Source organism: Streptomyces sp. NPDC026672 (assembly GCF_040638185.1).
GTDB lineage: Bacteria > Actinomycetota > Actinomycetes > Streptomycetales > Streptomycetaceae > Streptomyces.
On sequence record NZ_JBEZXS010000002.1, the window covers coordinates 18,173 to 37,612 of the forward strand.

The following is a 19,440-nucleotide window of genomic DNA, read 5'->3' on the forward strand; positions in this document are numbered from 1 at the left end:
CGGAACCGCCCGCTGTGCCGATACCCGGGACAAGCCGATCACCGGGCGGCACAATGACGGCGGACAACCGCATGTGAGAAGGGCAGCGACGTGAGCGAGGGCCACCCCCCGTCGGGCGGATCGGCGAGGCTGAACACCTCCGTGGCACACAACGCACGGGTCTGGAACTACTGGATCGGCGGCAAGGACAACTACGAGGTCGACCAGCGGGTCGGCGAGCACGTCGCCGGGGTGTTCCCGGTGATCCGGGCCGTGGCGCGCGCCGACCGCGACTTCCTCGGGCGGGCGGTGGAGTTCCTGGCCGGCGAGCGGGGGGTGCGCCAGTTCCTGGACATCGGGACCGGGCTGCCGACCGTGAACAACACCCATGAGATCGCCCAGCGGGTCGCGCCCGACTCCCGGATCGTGTACGTCGACAACGACCCGATCGTGCTCGTGCACGCCCGTTCCCTGCTGACCAGCAGCCCCGACGGGGTCACCGACTACATCGACGCCGACGTGCACGACCCCGAGGCCATCGTCCGGCGGGCCGCCGAGACGCTGGACTTCTCCCGGCCCGTCGCGGTGATGATGCTCGGCATCCTCAACTTCGTGCTCGACGCCGACAAGGCCCGGGACATCGTGACCCGGGTGATGGCGGAGACGGCCCCGGGCAGCTTCCTGGTGCTGACGCACCCGACCTTCGACGCCGACCTCGGCGGCACGGGCAACGTGGCGGCGATGGAGTTCTGGAACGAGAACGCCACACCGCCCATCACCGCCCGCAGCCGCGCCGAGGTCACCTCCTTCTTCGACGGCCTCGACCTGCTGGAGCCGGGCCTGGTGCCGTGCTCCCAGTGGCGGGCGGGCCCCGACTCCCCGGCGGCGGTGCCGCAGTTCGGCGCGGTGGCCGTGAAAGCCTGAGCCGCGACACACGTGGCCGAGTCCGTCGAGGAGGACGCATGCCCATCCCTGCCGACCCGGTGCCCGGCGGCCGTCCCGGTGACGTCCAGCGGGCCACGGAACTCGCCGCCGAACTGGCCGGGCGGGGCGTGCGCGGCATCGTGCTCTCCTACGTCGACACCGCGGGCGTCTGCCGGGTGAAGACGGTCCCGACGGCCCGGCTCGCCGACGCGGCGGCCTGGGGCGTCGGGATGTCGCCGGTCTTCGACACGTTCCTGGCCGACGACTCCAACGTCACGACGGACGTGCTCGGTTCGCCCGACGGCGACCTGCGGCTGTACCCGGCCCTGGACCGGCTGGTGGCCCTGGCCGCGCAGCCCGGCTGGGCCTGGGCGCCGGTCGACCGGATCACGCAGGAGGGCGAGCGGCACCCCGGGTGCTCCCGGACCTTCCTGCGCCGGATCGTCGCGGACGCCGAGGAGCGGTCGGGCATCACGTTCCGGGCGGCCGTGGAGATCGAGTGGTCGGTGGGGCTCGGGACGGCCCCCGAGGGGGAGTTCGTCCCGGCGGTGACCGGTCCCGCGTACGGCGCGATCCGGCAGGTCGGGCTGAGCGACTACACCGCCGACCTGCTCGCGGCCCTCGCGGCGCAGGGCGTGGACGTGGACCAGATCCATCCGGAGTACGCGCCCGGGCAGTTCGAGGTCTCCGTGGGCGCCCTGGACCCGGTGGCCGCGGCCGACCGCAGTGTGCTGGTGCGCCAGACGATCCGCGCGGTGACCCTGCGGCACGGGCTGCGGGTGTCCTTCGCCCCCGCGGTGTCCGCGACGGGCGTCGGCAACGGCGGCCATCTGCACCTGTCCGCCTGGCGCGACGGGGTCAACCTGCACACGGGCGGCGAGGGACGGTACGGGATGACGGCCGGCGCCGAGTCGTTCCTCGCCGGGGTGCTCGCCCGGCTGCCCGCGCTGACCGCGGTGACGGCGCCGAGCCCGGCGAGCCGGCTGCGGCTCAGGCCCTCCCGGTGGGCGGGGGTGTTCACCGCCTGGGGCCGCGAGACGCGCGAGACCGGGCTGCGGGTGGTCACCGGCACGCTGGGGCGCCGGCACCGGGACGCCAACCTGGAGGTCAAGCCGGTCGACCTGGCCGCCAACCCCTATCTCGCCCTCGGCTGCGTCATCGCCGCGGGACTCGACGGCCTGGCCCGCGCCGCGCCGCTGCCCGAGGAGGTCACCGGCAACCCGGTGCGCTTCGACGCCGAGGAGGCCGCGGCCCGGGGCGTACGGCGGCTGCCGACCTCCCTGGCCGAGTCGGTGGCGGAGTTCCGCGCCGACCCGGTGCTGCGCGAGGCGCTGGGACCGGTCCTCGCCGACGCGGTGGCGGCCGTACGGCTCGGGGAGGCCGCGGCCGTCGAGGGGCTGGACGACGCGCAGGTGGCGGCGGCCTACCGCTGGACGTACTGACGTGGGCCCGGTCCAGGAGGCGCTGGACGCCCTGCCGCTGGTGGACCACCACTGCCACGGCGCCGTCACCGCCGGCCTGTCCCCCGGGGAGTTCGAGTCGCTGCTCACCGAGGGCACGGCCGCGCCCGGGGTGTCCCTCTTCGACAGCCCGGTCGGGGTGGCCGTGCGCCGGCACTGCGCGCCCGTGCTCGGCCTCCCCCGGCACGCGCCCGCCGCCGACTACCTCGCCCGGCGCGCCGAGCTGGGCCCGGACGAGGTCAACCGGCGCTTCCTGACGGCCGCCGGGACCGGGACGTTCCTCGTCGACACCGGGTACGCCCCGCACCCGGTCACCTCCCCGGCCGAGCTGGCCGCCGCCGCGGGCGCGCGGGCGTACGAGGTCGTACGGCTGGAGACCGTGGCCGAGGAGGTCGTGGCGCGGGGCGTCGAGGCGGGCGAGTACGCGCGCGCCTTCCGCGAGGCGGCCGAGCGGGCGGTGCGGCGGCCCGGGGTGGTCGCGGTCAAGTCGGTGGCCGCCTACCGCACGGGCCTCGGCCTGGACCCGGACCCGCCCGGCGCCGCGGAGGTCACGTCGGCGGCCCGCCGCTGGCTCGCGCGGGGCGGCCGGCTCACGGACCCGGTGCTGGTCCGGCACCTGCTGTGGACCGCCGTCGGCCTCGGGCTGCCGCTCCAGCTGCACACCGGGTTCGGCGACAACGACCTCCGGCTGCACACGGCCGACCCGGCCCTGCTGACCGACTGGCTGCGCCGCACCCGCGGCGCCGTGCCCGTGCTGCTGCTGCACTGCTGGCCGTACCACCGTCAGGCCGCCTATCTGGCCGCCGTGTTCGAGCACGTCCACCTCGACGTCGGACTCGCCCTGCACCACACCGGACCCGCCCGCTCCCGGGCCGTCCTGGAGGAGGCCCTGGAGATCACCCCGTTCCGCAAACTGCTCCACAGCTCCGACGCCTACGGGCTCGCCGAGTTCCACCACCTGGGCGCGCTGTGCTTCCGACAGGGGCTGGCGGCGCTGCTCCAGGCCCGGGTGGACGCCGACGAGCTGAGCCTGCCCGACGCCCTGCGGTTCGCCGCCTGGACGGGCCGCGACAACGCCCTGCGCCTGTACGGACCGCCCTCCTGAGCCCTGCCCGCGACCCCGTGCCCACCACACCCGGAAAGTATGATCGAGCAATGTCTGACTTGACCGAAACCACCCCCGGCTGGCTGTCCCCCGACGAGCTGGAGATGGCACGCGCGCGCATGCCGATCCTGTACGTCGAGGCGGTGCCCGTGCGCGTCGACGACAGCGGCGAAGTCACCAGCATCGGTCTGCTGTTGCGCATCGGACCGGACGGAACGGTCAGCCGGACCCTCGTCTCCGGCCGCGTGCTGCACCACGAACGGGTGCGGGACGCCCTGCTGCGGCACCTGGAGAAGGACCTCGGCCCGGTGGCGCTGCCCCGGGTGCCGGCGTCCCTCCAGCCGTTCACGGTCGCGGAGTACTTCCCGACCGTGGGCATCACGCCGTACCACGACCCGCGCCAGCACGCGGTCTCCCTCGCCTACGTCGTGCCGGTGACCGGTGACTGCCGGCCCCGTCAGGACGCCCTGGACCTGGTGTGGTTCACCCCGCAGGAGGCCGCGTCGGCGGCGGTCCAGGGCGAGATGCCGGGCGGCCAGGGGGTCCTGCTCAAGCAGGCCCTCGCCCACGTGGGTCAGGTGGCCTGACCGCGGGCGCCACGGCCCGAGACGGAGCCCCGGTGCGGTGACCCGCGCCGGGGCTCTGTCGTGCGCCGCCGCGGCCGGGCACTTTTCGGACATCAACCTCCGGGCGCTGCAAGGGCGTTGACGGCGGGCAGCACAACTGCGATGGTCTAGACCTGAGTCGGCAGGAAGTGTTCGGCGCTGTCCTGCCTCCCCTGGTGACGACCACCGGCGTGTCACGCCGGCGCTCCGCCCTGCCCTGCCGACAACGATGTCTCCCCCACCTTCACAGCCGAGGAAGTGACGTCCCTATGATCAGCACTCGCCTCAGACCCACCCCCTCCGGCCGCCTCGCCCGGGCCCGTGTCCTGGTCGGCGCCCTCCTCACCGCCGTCCTCGCGGCGCTGTTCGTCACCACGCCCGCACAGGCCGCCGACGGGCAGATCACCGGCCTCGCCGGCAAGTGCATCGACGTGGCCGGCGCGAGCAGCGCCAACGGCACGGCCGTCCAGATCTACGACTGCAACGGCACCACCGCCCAGCGCTGGTCCAACCCCGGCGACGGCACCCTGCGCGCGCTCGGCAAGTGTCTCGACATCGTCGACCGGTCCACCGCGGACGGCGCCGCCGTCCAGCTGTGGGACTGCTCGGGCAGCGCCAACCAGCAGTGGGTCGTCTCCGGCGCCAACGACATCGTCAACCCGGCCGCGAACAAGTGCCTCGACGTGCGCGGCAACACCAGCGCCAACGCCACGCGGCTGCAGATCTGGACCTGCACCGGCGCCGCCAACCAGAAGTGGAACGCGCCCGCCTCGGGCGGCGGCGGTGGCGGCACCCCGTCCGGATTCGTCGTCAGCGAGGCCCAGTTCAACCAGATGTTCCCGAGCCGGAACTCCTTCTACACCTACGGTGGTCTGACGGCCGCGCTGAGCGCCTACCCGGGCTTCGCCAAGACCGGCAGCGACACGGTGAAGAAGCAGGAGGCGGCGGCGTTCCTGGCCAACGTCAACCACGAGACGGGCGGCCTGGTCTACGTGGTGGAGCAGAACACGGCCAACTACCCCCACTACTGCGACCCCAACCAGCCGTACGGCTGCCCGGCCGGCCAGGCCGCGTACTACGGGCGCGGTCCGATCCAGCTGAGCTGGAACTTCAACTACAAGGCGGCCGGTGACGCGTTGGGCATCGACCTGCTCAACAACCCGTGGCTGGTGCAGAACGACTCGTCCGTGGCCTGGAAGACGGGTCTGTGGTACTGGAACACGCAGTCCGGTCCCGGCACGATGACGCCGCACAACGCCATGGTCAACGGCGCGGGCTTCGGCCAGACGATCCGTTCGATCAACGGGTCGCTGGAGTGCGACGGCCGCAACCCGGCCCAGGTCCAGAGCCGGATCAGCGCCTACCAGCGGTTCACGCAGATCCTCGGGGTCAGCCCCGGCAACAACCTCTCCTGCTGACGACCCCGACCGCACGTACCGAAGGGCAGTGAACGCACCCTCATGGCCGTACGATCCCGTACCCGCGCCGCCGCGTCGCGCGGCACCTTCGCCCTGGCCGTCATGTCCCTCTCGCTCGGCCTGCTGACGGCGTCGCCGGCACAGGCGGCGACGGGCACGATCACCGGTCTGGGCGGCAAGTGCCTCGACGTGGCCGGCGCGAGTTCCGCCGACGGCGCCGCGGTCCAGCTCTACGACTGCAACGGCACCAGTGCCCAGCAGTGGACCGTCGGCAGCGACGGCACCGTCCGCGCCCTCGGCAAGTGCCTCGACGTCACCGGCAACTCCACCGCCAACGGGGCGAAGGCCCAGCTGTGGACGTGTACCGGTGCCGCCAACCAGAAGTGGTCGGTCAGCGCCGCCCGGGACATCGTCAACCCGCAGGCGAACAAGTGCCTGGACGTCACCGACCAGTCCACCGCCAACGGCGCCCGCGCCCAGATCTGGACCTGCACCGGCACCGCCAACCAGAAATGGACCGCACCCGCGGCCTCCCAGAACCCCGGGGGGCAGCAGTGCTGGGCGACGCACTACGGACCGCAGCCGGCCGGCGCGCTCACGGCGAGCGGCGAGGTCTTCGACAACAACGCGGACACGGCGGCCACGTCGCTGACGCGTCAGCCGCAACTCCCGTTCGGGACACGGGTCCAGGTCACCAACGTCGCCAACGGCAGGTCCCTGGTCGTACGCATCAACGACCGGGGCACCTTCGCCCAGACGTCCCAGGAGCCCAAGTGCCTCGATCTGACCGACGGAGCCTTCAACAGGCTCGGCGGGGTGCTCAACCCCGACGCCGGCCACATCGTCGTCACCCAGCAGGTCCTGAACTGACCTCCCCGTAATCCGCGCACACCCCGAAGTCCCGGTCCCCGACCGGGACTTCGGCATGTCCGGGACCGGGCGGGGAGCGCGCCCCGGCAGGGTCGAGTCAAGAGTCGAGTCATCGGAAAGCGGGGCCGGCACCGGCCGGTCCTCCGGGACGACAGGGAGGCACCGTGGGCGGCATCGTCCCCATCTCCGGAAGCGTGCGCGGCGGTTCGGTCGACGGCGCCGCCGTCGCCACCCTGCGCGCCCTGGCAGCCCGCCCACCCGCCGGGCGTCGGCGCCGCTGTCGTGCACCCGGCTGATCCTGGAGTCCGGCGTGGGGCGGGTGGTGCCGGCGTGGACCGTAGGGCCCCGCTCCGGCCCGCGCACCGCACACCGGGACCGCATCGGGACGTGAGCGGTATCCACACGGGGCACTCTGGTCACGTCAGTGCAAGCGGCAGGAAGGCAGTACGACATGCGACGGTTCCGGTACATGACGGCGATCGCGGTACTCACGGCGGTCCTGGGCTGGACAGGAATCTCGGCGGCCACGGGCGCCACGCACGGCGCCGACCGGACCCTCGCCACCGACGTGGGCCCGACCCGCGACGGAGGCCCCCTCCACTGAGGGCGCGCCGCCGGCGCACCCGGCCGGCGCGCCCCTCCACGGCGCGGCGTGCCGATGGCGCCGCGACCGGGCCCGTGCCGGCCCCGGTCGCGGCGGCCGGCCGCGCTCATCCCACGGCGGTCAGGCGCATCCCCCAGAAGTGCTCCTTCGCCGTGCGGGCGTGCGGCGCGGCGGCCCCCGGGTCGCCGAGCGCCGCCAGCGCCTCCGCGAGCCCGCGTTCCGCGTGGGCGATCTCCATGCGCAGACCGATGGCCGCGGCCAGGTCGAGCGCCGACCGGTGGTGGCGCAGCGCCTCCCGGTACCGGCCCTGCGCGTACCGCACCCGGCCCCGCACGTTCTCGGCCGTGGCCTGCCGCGCCCGCGACCCGCTGGCACGGGCCTCCTCCAGCGCCGCCCGCGCGTACTCCTCGGCGCTGTCGATGTTTCCTGAGGTCCCCGCGTTCCCGGAGGTCCCCGCGTTCCAGGTGTCCTCGGCGTCCGCCGCGTCGGCGGCATCCACCGCATCGCCGATGTGCCCGGACCGCAGCCGCACCTCGGCCAGGTTGGCCAGCACCAGGGACATCAGGGCGGGCGCCCGCAGCCCCTCGCACAGCGCGCGTGCCCGCGTGAGCCGCCCGGCGGCCTGCTCGGGCCGGCCGAGACCGAGGTCGGCGAGCGACAGGTTGGCCAGCGCCGTGACCTCGATGCCCACGTCGCCCGTGGTGCGGGCGCAGTCGGCGGCCCGTCGGCCCGCCTCGGCGGCCTCCGCGTACCGCCCGAGCCGCTCGTTCACGAAGCAGAGGTTGGCGAGGGCCTGGGCCTCCTCCCGTACGGAGTGGTTCGTCCGGTGCACCGCCGCCGCCCGGGTCAGGTCCCGGGCGGCGTCCTCCAGCCGGCCCACGCTGGCGTACAGCACACCGAGCCGGCTCAGGCAGGCCGCGCCCGCCCTGCGGTCGTCGAGGGTGGTCGCGATGGTCAGCGCCTCCTCGGAGGAGGCGATGCCGTCCTGGAAGTGGTCGCACTGCCACTGGGCGACGGCCAGGTTGACCAGGGACACGCAGAGCAGTTCGGCGTCGTCGTCCTTGCGCGCGTCGTCGACGGCCAGCCGGGCGATCGTCTCGAACTCGCCGAAGTGGTTGCGCGCGTGGAGGTGGAAGCCGATGCCCCGGCCAAGGCGGGCCACGTGCCGGCTCAGCCCGTGCTGGTGGGCGAGGTGGATGACCGCGAGCACATTGCCCTGCTCCCGGTCGAACCAGCGCAGCGCCCGGTCGGGTTCGAGGGGTTCGGGCGGCTCGGGTTCCTCGTCGGCCCCCGGCAGGGACGAGTAGCGCACCCGCCCGGGGAACAGTGCCTCGCAGGCCCGCTCCACCCCGGTCAGGGTGTGCGAGGCCAGCCGCAGCACGGCCGCGGTCTCCTGTGCCGGGTGCTCGCCGGGCAGGGTGCGGGCGAAACGGCGCACCAGGTCGTGGAAGGAGTAGCGGCCGAACTCGAACTGCTGGAGCAGGTGCACGTCCAGCAGGTGTTCCAGGACCTGTTCGGCGCGGTCGGGACCAGTGCCGAGGAGGGCGGCGGCCGCGGCCACGTCGAAGTCGGCGCCCGGGTGCAGGCTGAGCAGCCGGAAGTCGTCGCGGTGTTCGGGCTTCATCGCGTCGTGGGAGACCTGTAGCACGCTGGCGACGCTGCGGTCGCCCGACTCCAGTTCGCCGAGGATGCGCGAGCTGTCGCACAGCCGGTCGACCAGGTAACCCATCGTCCAGTGCGGGCGTTTGCGCAGCCGGGCACCCGAGATGCGCAGCGCCAGCGGGAGGTGACCGCAGAGCCGGACCAGGTCGGCGGTGGCCTGGGGTTCGGCGGCGACCCGGTCGTCGCCGAGGATGCGGCTCATCAGGGCGATGCTGTCCTCGTCGCGCAGCAGACCGAGCGACAGCCCCTCGGAGCCCTCGAGTTCGGGCAGCCGGACCCGGCTGGTGATGAGGACCAGACTGCCCGGGAAGGCGGGCAGCAGGGGCCGTACCTGGGCGGCGTCGGCGGCGTTGTCGAGGATGAGCAACAGCCGCCGACGGGCGGTGGTGTCCCGCCACAGGGCGATCCGGCCGAGGGTGTCGTCGCTGACCTCGTCACCGGGCACCGCCAGGGCGCGCAGCAGGGCGCCGAGCGCGGCCCCGGTGGACAGCGGTTCCTCCCCGGGGGCGAAGCCGCGCAGGTCGAGGTAGAGCTGTCCGCCGGGGTAGGCGTCGGCGAGGCGGTGGGCGACGTGCACGGCGAGCGCGGTCTTGCCGCTGCCGCCCATGCCGTCGACGACCAGCAGCCGCGGTCCGGGGCGTCCGTCGGTGACGGGTACGGCGGCGGTGAGCCGGTCGACCTCGGCCTGTCGTCCGGTGAAGTCGACGAGGTCGTAGGGCAGGGTGCAGGGGGCGACGGCCGGGGCCGCCGTGCGCGCAGGCTGCTGTGTGTGCCGGTCGGCCGGGCGCGGGGGCCGGAGTTCGGGGTCGCCGCGCAGGATCGCCTCGTGCAGCTCCGCGAGACGGGGGCTCGGGTCGATGCCCAGTTCCTCGGCGAGCAGGCCGCGCAGCCGGGCGTACTCCTCGACGGCCTCCGCCGGCCGGCCCGAGCGGTACAGGGCGAGCATCAGCTGGGCCCACAGGGTCTCGCGCAGCGGGTGGACGCCGAGGGCCGCGCGGATCTCGCCGACGAGGTCGCTCGCGTCACCGCGTTCGAGCCGCAGGTCGAAGCTCAGCTCGGTGACGGCGGCCCGGCGCTCCTCCCAGGCGGCGGCCACGGCGTCGACGACGCGTCCGCCCGCGCCGCCGAGGACGGCGCCGCGCCACAGGGCGAGGGCGTCCCTCAGCCGGGCCACGGCGTCGTCGGACCGGCCGTCGGCGCGGGCACGTTCCGCCTCCTGGACGTGCGACTCGAAGAGCTTCAGGTCGAGCCGGTCCCCGTCGGCGGCCACGCGGTAGCCGGGGGGCTCGGTGACGATCACCTCGTGCCCGGCGGGGATGCGCCGGCGCAGATCGGCGACGGACTTGCGGATCTGGTGGAGCGCGGTCAGGGGCGGTTCGTCGTCCCAGACGGCCTCGATGAGCCGGGAGACCGGGACCACGCGCCCCGCCTCCAGGAGGATCATGGCCAGGACACGTTCGTTGACGAGTCCGCCGAGCCTTAATCGCCGTTCGCCGGCCCAGCCCTCCAGCGGGCCGAGGATCTTGAAACGCACACCGGCATGACCGGGGTTCGACTGCATGGCGTGTGCCCCATCTCGTCGTGGCTCCCCCGCGTTTCACGGCTCGCCGTCCCGGGGGGCGGCGCCGCGTGGTGTATCTGTCCCCGGAACCTCGACGCCATGCCGACTCCCGTGCAATCAACGGCGATCGGCTGAGGAAATGACCAGTTCCCCGTCGAGTCGCCGGACTTGGCAGGGGGCCGTCTGTTGCGGGGCCCGCGGGCCTTGCACACTCGTTGCCATGAGCCCCGACAGAACCACCCCGACCCCGCAGGCCGTGCTCGACGCGCTGACCCCGCACGCGGTCTTCCTCGTCGTCAGCGTCGATCCGGGCGGTGAGACGGCCGTGCGCGGCCTCCTCGGCGACCTGGCCGGAATCACCCGGTCCATCGGCTTCCGGGAGCCGGACGGACAGCTGACCTGTGTGGCCGGAATCGGCTCCTCGGCGTGGGACCGGCTCTTCGACGGACCCCGGCCGGCGGAGCTGCACCCGTTCCGGGAGCTCACCGGGCCGCGGCACCGTGCCGTGTCCACACCGGGCGACCTGCTGTTCCACGTCCGGGCCCGGCGTGCCGACCTCTGCTTCGAGCTGGCCGCGGAGATCATGGACCGGCTGCGCGGCCGGGTCACGCTGTGCGACGAGGTGACGGGCTTCAAGTACTTCGACGCGCGTGACCTGCTCGGCTTCGTCGACGGCACGGAGAACCCGGTGGGGGCGTCGGCCCGGGCGGCGGTGCTGATCGGGGAGGAGGACGCGGACTTCGCGGGCGGCAGCTATGTGATCGTGCAGAAGTACCTGCACGACATGGCGGCCTGGAACGCGCTGCCGGTGGAGGAGCAGGAGCGGGTGGTGGGCCGCACCAAGCAGACCAACATGGAGCAGGCCGACGGGGTCAAGGCGCCCGATTCGCACGTCGCGCTGAACACGGTCACCGACGAGGACGGCACGGAGCGGGAGATCCTGCGCGACAACATGCCGTTCGGCAGCCCCGGCCGGGGGGAGTTCGGCACGTACTTCATCGGCTACGCCCGTACGCCGTCGGTGACGGAGCAGATGCTGCGCAACATGTTCCTGGGCCGGGGCGCGGCCTCCCACGACCGCATCCTGGACTTCTCGACGCCGGTCACGGGAACCCTGTTCTTCACCCCGTCGGCGGACTTCCTGGACGACCTCCCGAAACCCGCGGCCCCGCCGACGCGCTAGGGGGCGCCCGCGGGTCAGCGGTGGATCGGGAGGGGGGTCGTCTCGATCAGGCGGCGGCCGGTGCCTCCCCAGCGCAGGGCGATGATCTCGGCCATGATCGCCACCGCGGTCTCCTCGGGGGTGCGGGCGCCGAGGTCGAGGCCGATCGGGGAGGCGAGGCGCGACAGCTCGGACTCGTCCACCCCGGCCTCGCGCAGCCGCCGCAGCCGGTCCTCGTGGGTACGGCGGCTGCCCATCGCCCCGATGTAGCGCGCGGGCGTCCGCAGCGCCCGCTGGAGCAGCGGCACGTCGAACTTGGGGTCGTGGGTCAGGACGCAGATCACCGTGTTCTCGTCGACCTCGGTGGAGTCGAGGTAGCGGTGCGGCCAGTCGACGACGAGGTCGTCCGCGTCGGGGAAGCGCCGGCGCGTGGCGAAGACGGGCCGGGCGTCGCACACGGTGACGTGGTAGCCGAGGAACTTGCCGATGCGGGCGACCGAGGAGGCGAAGTCGATGGCGCCGAACACCAGCATCCGCGGCGGTGGCGCGAAGGACTCGACGAACACGGCGACGTCGTCGTGCCGCTCCTCGCCGGACCGGCCGACCCGCACCACGTCGGTGCCGCCCTGTGCGAGCAGCCCCCTGGCCCGCTCGACGACGGCGGCGTCGAGGCCCACGTCCCCGAGCGCCCCCTCGACACCGCCCGGCGTGACGACCAGCTGCCCGGTGACGGGCCCGGCGGCCCCGCCCTCCGGCTCCGGCCCGGCGGCCGAGCGGCCGGTCACCAGGGCCGGTTCGTCCACCGTACCCACCGGGGCCGCGCCCACCGTGGCCGCGTCGCTGCCCTCTGGAATCCCGTTGCCGTCCCCCGGGAGTGGCGTCGCCACAGCCACCGGGTGGCCCTCCGTGATCGCCTTCAGGACGCCCGGCAGGCCCGGGAACCGGCCCGCGCCCGCCGGACGTACCAGGATCTCGATGATCCCGCCGCAGGTCAGCCCCACCGCCAGGGCGTCGTCGTCGCTGACGCCGTAGGTGACGAGCGCGGGCTCGCCGCTCTCCAGGACCTCGCGCGCCAGCTCGTACACCGCGCCCTCGACGCAGCCGCCCGAGACGCTGCCGATCACCTCACCGTCCTCGGCGACCGCCAGCGACGCGCCCGGTCTGCGCGGCGCCGACTTCCACGTCCGTACGACGGTCGCCACCGCGAACCGCCGGCCCGTCGTACTCCAGGAGGTGAGGCCCTCCACGATGTCCCGCATCCGTGTGCCTCCTTCGGCAGCGTCCCACCACCGCAACACCGCGACCGCGCCCGATCGTCCCGCGCGGCCCCGGCAGGACCAGGCAGACCCGACGGACCCCCACGGCGCCCGTCCCGGCGTCGGGAGCATGCGAAGCCGGTCCGTCGCATGTCAACGGCTGGTTAAGCCTTCGCTTAAGTCGCGGCGACGCCCTCGCGCGGCGAGTTAAGCGATCAGTTAACCAGCCGTTGACACCCCCGCGCCGCCGGAGGCCCAATGGCCCCGGACAACGGCGCCCGAGCGCCCGGCCGCGGGCCGGGCGAGACAGGGGGATTGCGGCATGCAGGTTCCCGCTCCGTTCGAGTACCAGCGGGTGAGCACGGTGGACGAGGCGGTCACGCTCCTCGACCGCCTCGGCGACACCGCGCGTCTGGTGGCCGGCGGGCACAGCCTCATCCCGATGATGAAGCTCAGGCTGGCCAACTTCGAGTACCTGATCGACATCAACGAGCTGCACGACGAGCTCGGCTACATCCGCGCCGACCCCGGTCTGATCCGCATCGGCGCGATGACCCGGCACCGCGAGCTGCTGGAGTCCGACGAGCTCGCCGCCGCCTTCCCGATCTTCCGGGACGCGGAGCGGGTCATCGCGGACCCCGTCGTCCGCAACCGCGGCACCCTCGGCGGCTCCCTGTGCCAGGCGGACCCCTCCGAGGACCTGTCGGCGGTCTGCACGACGCTGGGCGCGTCGTGCGTGATCCACGGAATGGACGGCGAGCGCGTGGTGTCGATGGAGGACTTCCACCAGGGTCCGTACGAGACGGCCGTCGGCGACGCGGAGATCCTCACCGAGGTCCGCTTCCCGGTCCGGCCGCGCGGGTCGAGCGCGTACGAGAAGGTCGAGCGCCGCGCGGGCGACTGGGCGGTGGTCTCGGCGGGCGCGGCGGTCTGGCTGGACGAGGCCGGACTGATCGCGGACGCCCGGGTGGGCCTGGCCGCCGTCGGACCGAACACGGCGGGCATCCCCGGGATCGCGGAGGCGCTGCGCGGACAGCGGCCCTCCGAGGAGCTGTACGGACGGGCCGGTGACATCGCCGCCGAGGCGTGCTCCCCGGTCACCGACCGGCGCGGCAGCGCCGACTACAAGCGGCATCTGGCCCGCGAGCTGACCGTACGCGTACTGCGCCGGGCCACGGCCCGGATCAACGGACAGGAGGTGTGACCGTGCAGGTCACGATGACCGTCAACGGCGAAGAGGTCACCCGGGAGATCGAGGGCCGGCTGCTGCTGGTGCACTTCCTGCGCGACCACCTCCAGCTGACCGGCACGCACTGGGGCTGCGACACCAGCAACTGCGGTACGTGCGTGGTGTGGCTGGACGGCGAACCCGTCAAGTCCTGTACGGTGCTGGCCGCGATGGCGGGCGGCCACGAGGTGCGCACCGTCGAGGGCCTGGAGCAGAACGGTCAACTGGACCCGATCCAGCGCGGGTTCATGGAGTGTCACGGCCTGCAGTGCGGGTTCTGCACCCCGGGCATGATGATGACCGCCCGCGCCCTGCTCGACGAGAACCCGGACCCCTCCGACGAGGAGATCCGCGAGGCGATCTCGGGCCAGATCTGCCGCTGCACCGGCTATGCGACCATCGTCCGCTCGATCCGCTGGGCGGCGGCGGAGGAGTCCGGCACGCGCACCACGGCCGAGGAGAACGAGCAGACCGTCGCCACCACCTCGGGGAGCGCCTCATGACCACCGTCGCCTCCAACGGCCACCGCACCGCGTTCGTCGACAACGATCAGAAGCCCAACGGCCACGGGCGGATGCTCCGCAAGGAGGACCCGCGCTTCGTGCGCGGCAAGGGCCGCTACGTCGACGACCTCCAGCTGCCCGGCATGCTGCACCTGGCGATCCTGCGCTCCCCGCTCGCCCACGCGCGCATCCTCTCCGTGGACACCACCCTGGCCGAGGCCCATCCGAAGGTCCGGCTGGTGGTGACGGGCGCGATGCTCGCCGAGAAGGGCCTGGCGTGGATGCCGACCCTCTCCAACGACGTGCAGGCCGTCCTCGCCACCGACAAGGTGCGCTTCCAGGGCCAGGAGGTCGCGTTCGTTGTCGCCGAGGACCGCTACTCGGCACGCGACGCGCTGGAGCTGATCGACGTCGAGTACGAGCCGCTGGACCCGGTGATCGACGTGCGCACCGCGCTGTCGCCGGACGCTCCCGTGATCCGCGACGACCTGGAGGGCAAGGGCGACAACCACTGCTTCGACTGGGAGACCGGCGACGCGGCGGAGACCGACGCGGTGTTCGCCCGCGCCGACGTGGTGGTCACCGAGGACATCGTCTACCCGCGGGTCCATCCGGCGCCGATGGAGACGTGCGGCGCGGTCGCCGACTTCGACGCGGTCGACGGCAAGCTCACCCTGTGGTCCACCACCCAGGCCCCGCACGCCCACCGCACCCTGTACGCGCTCGTCGCCGGGCTGCCCGAGCACAAGATCAGGGTGGTCTCCCCGGACATCGGCGGCGGCTTCGGCAACAAGGTGCCGATCTACCCGGGTTATGTGTGCGCGATCGTCGGCTCGCTGCTGTCCGGCAAGCCGGTGAAGTGGATGGAGGACCGCGCCGAGAACCTGATCAGCACCGGCTTCGCCCGCGACTACATCATGCGCGGCGAGATCGCGGCGACCCGCGACGGGAAGATCCTCGGCATCCGCACCAACGTGCTCGCCGACCACGGCGCGTTCAACGGCGTCGCCGCGCCGGTGAAGTACCCGGCCGGCTTCTTCGGCGTGTTCACCGGCAGTTACGACCTGGAGGCCGCCTACTGCAAGATGACGGCCGTCTACACCAACAAGGCGCCGGGCGGGGTGGCGTACGCCTGCTCGTTCCGCATCACCGAGGCGGTGTACCTGGTCGAGCGGATCGTGGACTGCCTGGCGCAGGAGCTCGGCATGGACCCGGTCGAGCTGCGGATGAAGAACTTCATCCGGCCCGAGCAGTTCCCGTACCGCACCAAGACCGGCTGGGTGTACGACTCGGGGAACTACGCCCCGACGATGGAGCTGGCCAAGGAGATCGTCGGCTACGACGCGCTGCGCGCCGAGCAGCGGGAGAAGCGGGCCCGGGGCGAGATCATGGGCATCGGCGTGTCCTTCTTCACCGAGGCGGTGGGCGCGGGTCCCCGCAAGGACATGGACATCCTGGGCCTCGGCATGGCCGACGGCTGCGAGCTGCGGGTGCACCCGACCGGCAAGGCGGTCGTACGGCTGTCGGTGCAGACGCAGGGCCAGGGCCACGAGACGACGTTCGCGCAGATCGTCGCCGAGGAACTGGGCATCCCGCCGCAGGACATCGACGTCGTGCACGGCGACACCGACCAGACCCCGTTCGGTCTGGGCACCTACGGCAGCCGCTCCACCCCGGTCTCGGGCGCGGCGGCGGCGCTGGTGGCGCGCAAGGTGCGGGACAAGGCGAAGCTGATCGCCTCCGGGATGCTGGAGGTGTCGGTCGCCGACCTGGAGTGGGAGAAGGGCTCCTTCCGGGTCGCGGGCGACCCGAACGCCTCGGTGACCATCCAGGACATCGCGATGAAGGCGCACGGCGCCGGCGACCTGCCCGAGGGCGTCGAGGGCGGCCTGGAGGCGCAGATCTGCTACAACCCGGAGAACCTCACCTATCCGCACGGCGCCTACATCTGCGTGGTCGACATCGACCCGGGCACGGCGAAGGTGACGGTGCGGCGGTTCGTGGCGGTGGACGACTGCGGCACCCGCATCAACCCCATGATCATCGAGGGGCAGGTGCACGGCGGGCTCACCGACGGCGTCGGCATGGCGCTGATGGAGATGATCTCCTTCGACGAGGACGGCAACTGCCTGAGCGGCTCGCTGATGGACTACCTCATCCCGACCGCCCTCGAAGTGCCCGACTGGGAGACCGGGTTCACGGTCACGCCCTCGCCGCACCACCCGATCGGCGCGAAGGGCGTGGGCGAGTCGGCGACGGTCGGCTCCCCGCCGGCGATCGTCAACGCGGTGGTCGACGCGCTGTCCCCGTTCGGCATCCGGCACGCGGACATGCCGCTGACGCCCTCACGGGTGTGGGAGGCCATGCAGGGCCGGCCGACCCCGCCGATCTGAGCGGGACGGCGGGAACGGTGACGGAGAGGGAGACGGAGGTCGAGGAGAGGTGGCGGAGGAGGTGGCAGGGGTGCCCGACACGGTGAGCGCGCGTGCGCTCGAACTGGCCAGGCGGCGCGTGCCGTTCGTCCACGCACGGGTGGTGCGGGCGCAGGCTCCGGCGTCCGCGCACCCGGGCGACGAGGCGATCGTGTACGGCGACGGCACGATCGACGGGTTCGTCGGCGGGGTGTGCGCGGAGGGTTCGGTGCGTACGGCGGCGCTCGGCGCCCTGCACGGCGGCGGGCCGCTGCTGCTGCGGGTGCTGCCGCAGGGCGGGACGGTGTTCCCGGACACCCCGGGCGCGCAGGTGGTGGTCAACCCGTGCCTGTCCGGAGGGGCGTTGGAGATCTTCCTGGAACCGGTGCTGCCGCCGCCGCTGATCGAGGTCGTGGGACACACCCCGATCGCGGAGGCGTTCGTGGCCCTCGCCGACGTCCTCGGGTACGCCACCGCGCGCTCCCTGCCCGACGGACCGCCCGCCGCGCACACGGGCGCGGTGGTCGTGGCCGGGCAGGGCCGCGGTGACACCGAGGCCCTGCGGGCCGCCCTGGACGCGGGTGTGCCGCACATCGCGCTGGTCGCGAGCCGCCGCCGGGGCGCCGCCCTGCTCGACGAGCTCGGCCTCACCGAGAACGAGCGGGCCCGGATCCACAGCCCGGCCGGCCTCGACATCGGCGCCCGCACGGCGCCGGAGGTGGCGCTGTCGATCCTGGCGGAGGTCGTGGAGGCCGTACGGTCGGCGCACGCGCCCCTCGCGGCGCGGCCCGAGGAGCGGCCCGCCGAGGTGGTGGACCCGGTGTGCGGGATGACGGTGACCGTGGGCCCCGACACCCCGCATCTGGCCGCGGGGGACGAGGAGTTCTGGTTCTGCGGCACCGGCTGCCGGGACCGGTACGCGGCGGGGCTGGTGGGCTAGAGGGTGAGCGCACTGTTCACGGACGCCGAGGACGTGGCGCGGCGCCTCGGCGAGGTCGGTCACCTCGTCGACGAGGGCACCGCCACCGCCCTCTACCTCGCCACCGTCCTCGACCGGCCGCTGCTCCTGGAGGGCGAGCCCGGCGTGGGCAAGACCAGCGCGGCCAAGGCGCTGGCCGAGGCCCTGGACACCCCGCTGATCCGCCTCCAGTGCTACGAGGGCCTGACGGCGGGCGAGGCGCTGTACGAGTGGAACTACCAGCGCCAGCTGCTCGCCGTCCGGCTCACCGAGGCGCGCGGCGCGCATCTGGCGGACGCGGACCTCTTCACGGAGGAGTTCCTGCTCGACCGGCCGCTGCTGCGGGCCGTACGGCACCAGGGGGCGCAGCCCCCGGTGCTGCTGATCGACGAGATCGACCGGGCCGACGACGAGTTCGAGGCGCTGCTGTTCGAGTTCCTGGGCGAGTGGGCGATCACCATTCCGGAGCTGGGCACCTTCGCCGCCGTACGGCCGCCGGTCGTGGTCCTCACCTCCAACCGCAGCCGCGAGCTGCACGACGCGCTGCGCCGCCGCTGCCTGTACCACTGGATCGACTTCCCCACCCCCGAGCGCGCGGCGGAGATCCTGCGCCGTTCGGTGCCGGCCGCCAACGAGCCGCTGATCGAGTCCGCCACGCGGTTCATCGGCCGGGTGCGCGCCCTGGACCTGGACAAGGCGCCCGGCATGGCGGAGGCGATCGACTGGGTCTCCGCCCTGGCCGCGCTGCGGGTGTCCCGGCTGGCCCGCCGGGACGTCGTCAGCACCCTGAGCGCGGTCGCCAAGAGCCCCGACGACCGCACCGCCATCACCGGGGCCCTCGGAGAACTCGGCTACCCCGAAGAAGCGAGGAGACCGTAAGCCATGAAGATCGACAACGAGTTCGGCGTCGACGTACCCGTCGAGCGGGCGTGGGAGGCGCTCACGGACCTGGAGGGGCTCGCCCCGTGCATGCCCGGCGCCCAGCTGACCGGCGTCGAGGGCGACGTCTACAGCGGCAAGGTCCGGATCAAGGTGGGTCCGGTGATCAGCCAGTTCTCGGGCACGGCCCGGTTCGTGGAGAAGGACGAGGACAAGCACAGCGCCGTGATCAGCGCGGCCGGCAAGGACACCCGCGGGGGCGGCAACGCGTCCGCGACGATCACCGCGCTGCTGCGGCCGGACGGGGCGCGGACGCTGGTGAGCGTGAGCACCGACCTCAACATCAGCGGCAAGCTCGCGCAGTTCGGCAGCGGCATGATCAAGGAGATCTCGGAGAAGCTGTTCGCGCAGTTCGTGGCGAACGTGGAGAAGCAGCTGCTGGCCGAACCCGCCGGACCTGCCGAGTCCGCTGAATCCGCGGGGTCCCCCGCACCGTCCACACCGCCGTCCGCCCCGGCGCAGCCGCAGGAACCGGCGGCGGCTCCGGCGGCCGCACCGGTGCCCGACCCGGTCGCGGCGACCGCGCGGGCCTCGGCGGCCGAGCCCGCGCCGGCGGTACGGCCGGTACCGTCCCCGGCGCCGGAGTCCGTGTCGCGGACGGCCGCCGAGCCCCTACCCGAGCCGGAGCGTGCCGTGCCGGCGGCCCGGCCCGCGGCGGCGCGGGAGGACGAGGACGAGGGCGAGCCGCTGGACCTGATGCGGCTGGCCGGGAAGTCGGTCTACAAGCGGCTGATCCCGGTGGCCGCGGGCGCGGTGGTCGTCGGCGTGGTCATCTACCTGCTGGTGCGCTGACCC

The 19,440-nt window shown here is 73.4% G+C and carries 15 protein-coding genes and 2 pseudogenes; 15 read left to right on the forward strand and 2 right to left on the reverse strand.

Annotated features, from left to right (window positions below; all coding sequences use genetic code 11):
* The first annotated feature begins 90 nt into the window (after positions 1-90).
* From AB0F77_RS01795 to AB0F77_RS01830, 8 genes and pseudogenes are all read left to right on the forward strand, one after another.
* Positions 91-903, forward strand: a complete 813-nt coding sequence (locus AB0F77_RS01795; protein ID WP_361939735.1) for an SAM-dependent methyltransferase — start codon at positions 91-93, stop codon at positions 901-903.
* 38 nt (positions 904-941) lie between these two features.
* Positions 942-2,345, forward strand: coding sequence for a glutamine synthetase family protein (locus AB0F77_RS01800; protein WP_361939738.1), 1,404 nt, complete (start codon positions 942-944; stop codon positions 2,343-2,345).
* A gap of 1 nt (position 2,346) precedes the next feature.
* The gene (locus tag AB0F77_RS01805; RefSeq protein ID WP_361939740.1) at positions 2,347-3,468 is read left to right on the forward strand and encodes an amidohydrolase family protein; all 1,122 of its coding nucleotides are present in this window, start codon (positions 2,347-2,349) and stop codon (positions 3,466-3,468) included.
* Between the two features lie 50 nt (positions 3,469-3,518).
* A complete protein-coding gene (locus AB0F77_RS01810; RefSeq protein ID WP_361939743.1) occupies positions 3,519-4,055 on the forward strand; it encodes an NUDIX hydrolase family protein in 537 nt (178 codons plus the stop codon).
* Between the two features lie 287 nt (positions 4,056-4,342).
* Positions 4,343-5,491, forward strand: a complete 1,149-nt coding sequence (locus AB0F77_RS01815) for a glycoside hydrolase family 19 protein (protein ID WP_361939746.1) — start codon at positions 4,343-4,345, stop codon at positions 5,489-5,491.
* Positions 5,492-5,593: 102 nt separating this feature from the next.
* Positions 5,594-6,022: pseudogene (locus AB0F77_RS01820) on the forward strand (lectin); the annotation flags it as partial.
* A 69-nt stretch (positions 6,023-6,091) separates the two neighbouring features.
* Positions 6,092-6,361, forward strand: a pseudogene (locus AB0F77_RS01825) (septal ring lytic transglycosylase RlpA family protein); the annotation flags it as partial.
* Between the two features lie 451 nt (positions 6,362-6,812).
* Entirely contained in the window at positions 6,813-6,965 is a 153-nt protein-coding gene (locus AB0F77_RS01830) for a hypothetical protein (RefSeq protein WP_361939749.1), read from the forward strand.
* Between the two features lie 106 nt (positions 6,966-7,071).
* Here the strand turns inward: AB0F77_RS01830 and AB0F77_RS01835 are convergent, their stop codons facing one another.
* Positions 7,072-10,188: a BTAD domain-containing putative transcriptional regulator gene (locus AB0F77_RS01835; RefSeq protein WP_361939752.1), complete on the reverse strand. Its 3,117-nt coding sequence runs from the start codon at positions 10,186-10,188 to the stop codon at positions 7,072-7,074.
* 220 nt (positions 10,189-10,408) lie between these two features.
* On the opposite strand from AB0F77_RS01835, the gene AB0F77_RS01840 reads away from it, so the two are divergent.
* A complete protein-coding gene (locus AB0F77_RS01840) occupies positions 10,409-11,371 on the forward strand; it encodes a Dyp-type peroxidase (protein WP_361939755.1) in 963 nt (320 codons plus the stop codon).
* 14 nt (positions 11,372-11,385) lie between these two features.
* Here the strand turns inward: AB0F77_RS01840 and AB0F77_RS01845 are convergent, their stop codons facing one another.
* Positions 11,386-12,609 carry an XdhC/CoxI family protein gene (locus AB0F77_RS01845; protein WP_361939758.1) on the reverse strand — a complete coding sequence of 408 codons (1,224 nt, stop codon included), beginning with the start codon at positions 12,607-12,609 and terminating at the stop codon, positions 11,386-11,388.
* 319 nt (positions 12,610-12,928) lie between these two features.
* Between AB0F77_RS01845 and AB0F77_RS01850 the strand changes: the two genes are divergently transcribed.
* From AB0F77_RS01850 to AB0F77_RS01875, 6 genes are all read left to right on the forward strand, one after another.
* On the forward strand, positions 12,929-13,810 hold the full coding sequence (locus AB0F77_RS01850; RefSeq protein WP_361939761.1) for a xanthine dehydrogenase family protein subunit M: 882 nt from the start codon (positions 12,929-12,931) through the stop codon (positions 13,808-13,810).
* 2 nt (positions 13,811-13,812) lie between these two features.
* On the forward strand, positions 13,813-14,337 hold the full coding sequence (locus tag AB0F77_RS01855) for a (2Fe-2S)-binding protein (RefSeq protein ID WP_361940547.1): 525 nt from the start codon (positions 13,813-13,815) through the stop codon (positions 14,335-14,337).
* The gene (locus AB0F77_RS01860; RefSeq protein WP_361939764.1) at positions 14,334-16,730 is read left to right on the forward strand and encodes an aerobic carbon-monoxide dehydrogenase large subunit; all 2,397 of its coding nucleotides are present in this window, start codon (positions 14,334-14,336) and stop codon (positions 16,728-16,730) included. Before AB0F77_RS01855 ends, AB0F77_RS01860 begins: the two co-directional genes overlap by 4 nt.
* A 70-nt stretch (positions 16,731-16,800) precedes the next feature.
* Positions 16,801-17,688: an XdhC family protein gene (locus AB0F77_RS01865; protein WP_361939767.1), complete on the forward strand. Its 888-nt coding sequence runs from the start codon at positions 16,801-16,803 to the stop codon at positions 17,686-17,688.
* Positions 17,689-17,691: 3 nt separating this feature from the next.
* On the forward strand, positions 17,692-18,585 hold the full coding sequence (locus AB0F77_RS01870; protein ID WP_361939770.1) for a MoxR family ATPase: 894 nt from the start codon (positions 17,692-17,694) through the stop codon (positions 18,583-18,585).
* 3 nt (positions 18,586-18,588) lie between these two features.
* Positions 18,589-19,437, forward strand: coding sequence for an SRPBCC family protein (locus AB0F77_RS01875; RefSeq protein ID WP_361939773.1), 849 nt, complete (start codon positions 18,589-18,591; stop codon positions 19,435-19,437).
* The last annotated feature ends 3 nt before the right edge of the window (positions 19,438-19,440 follow it).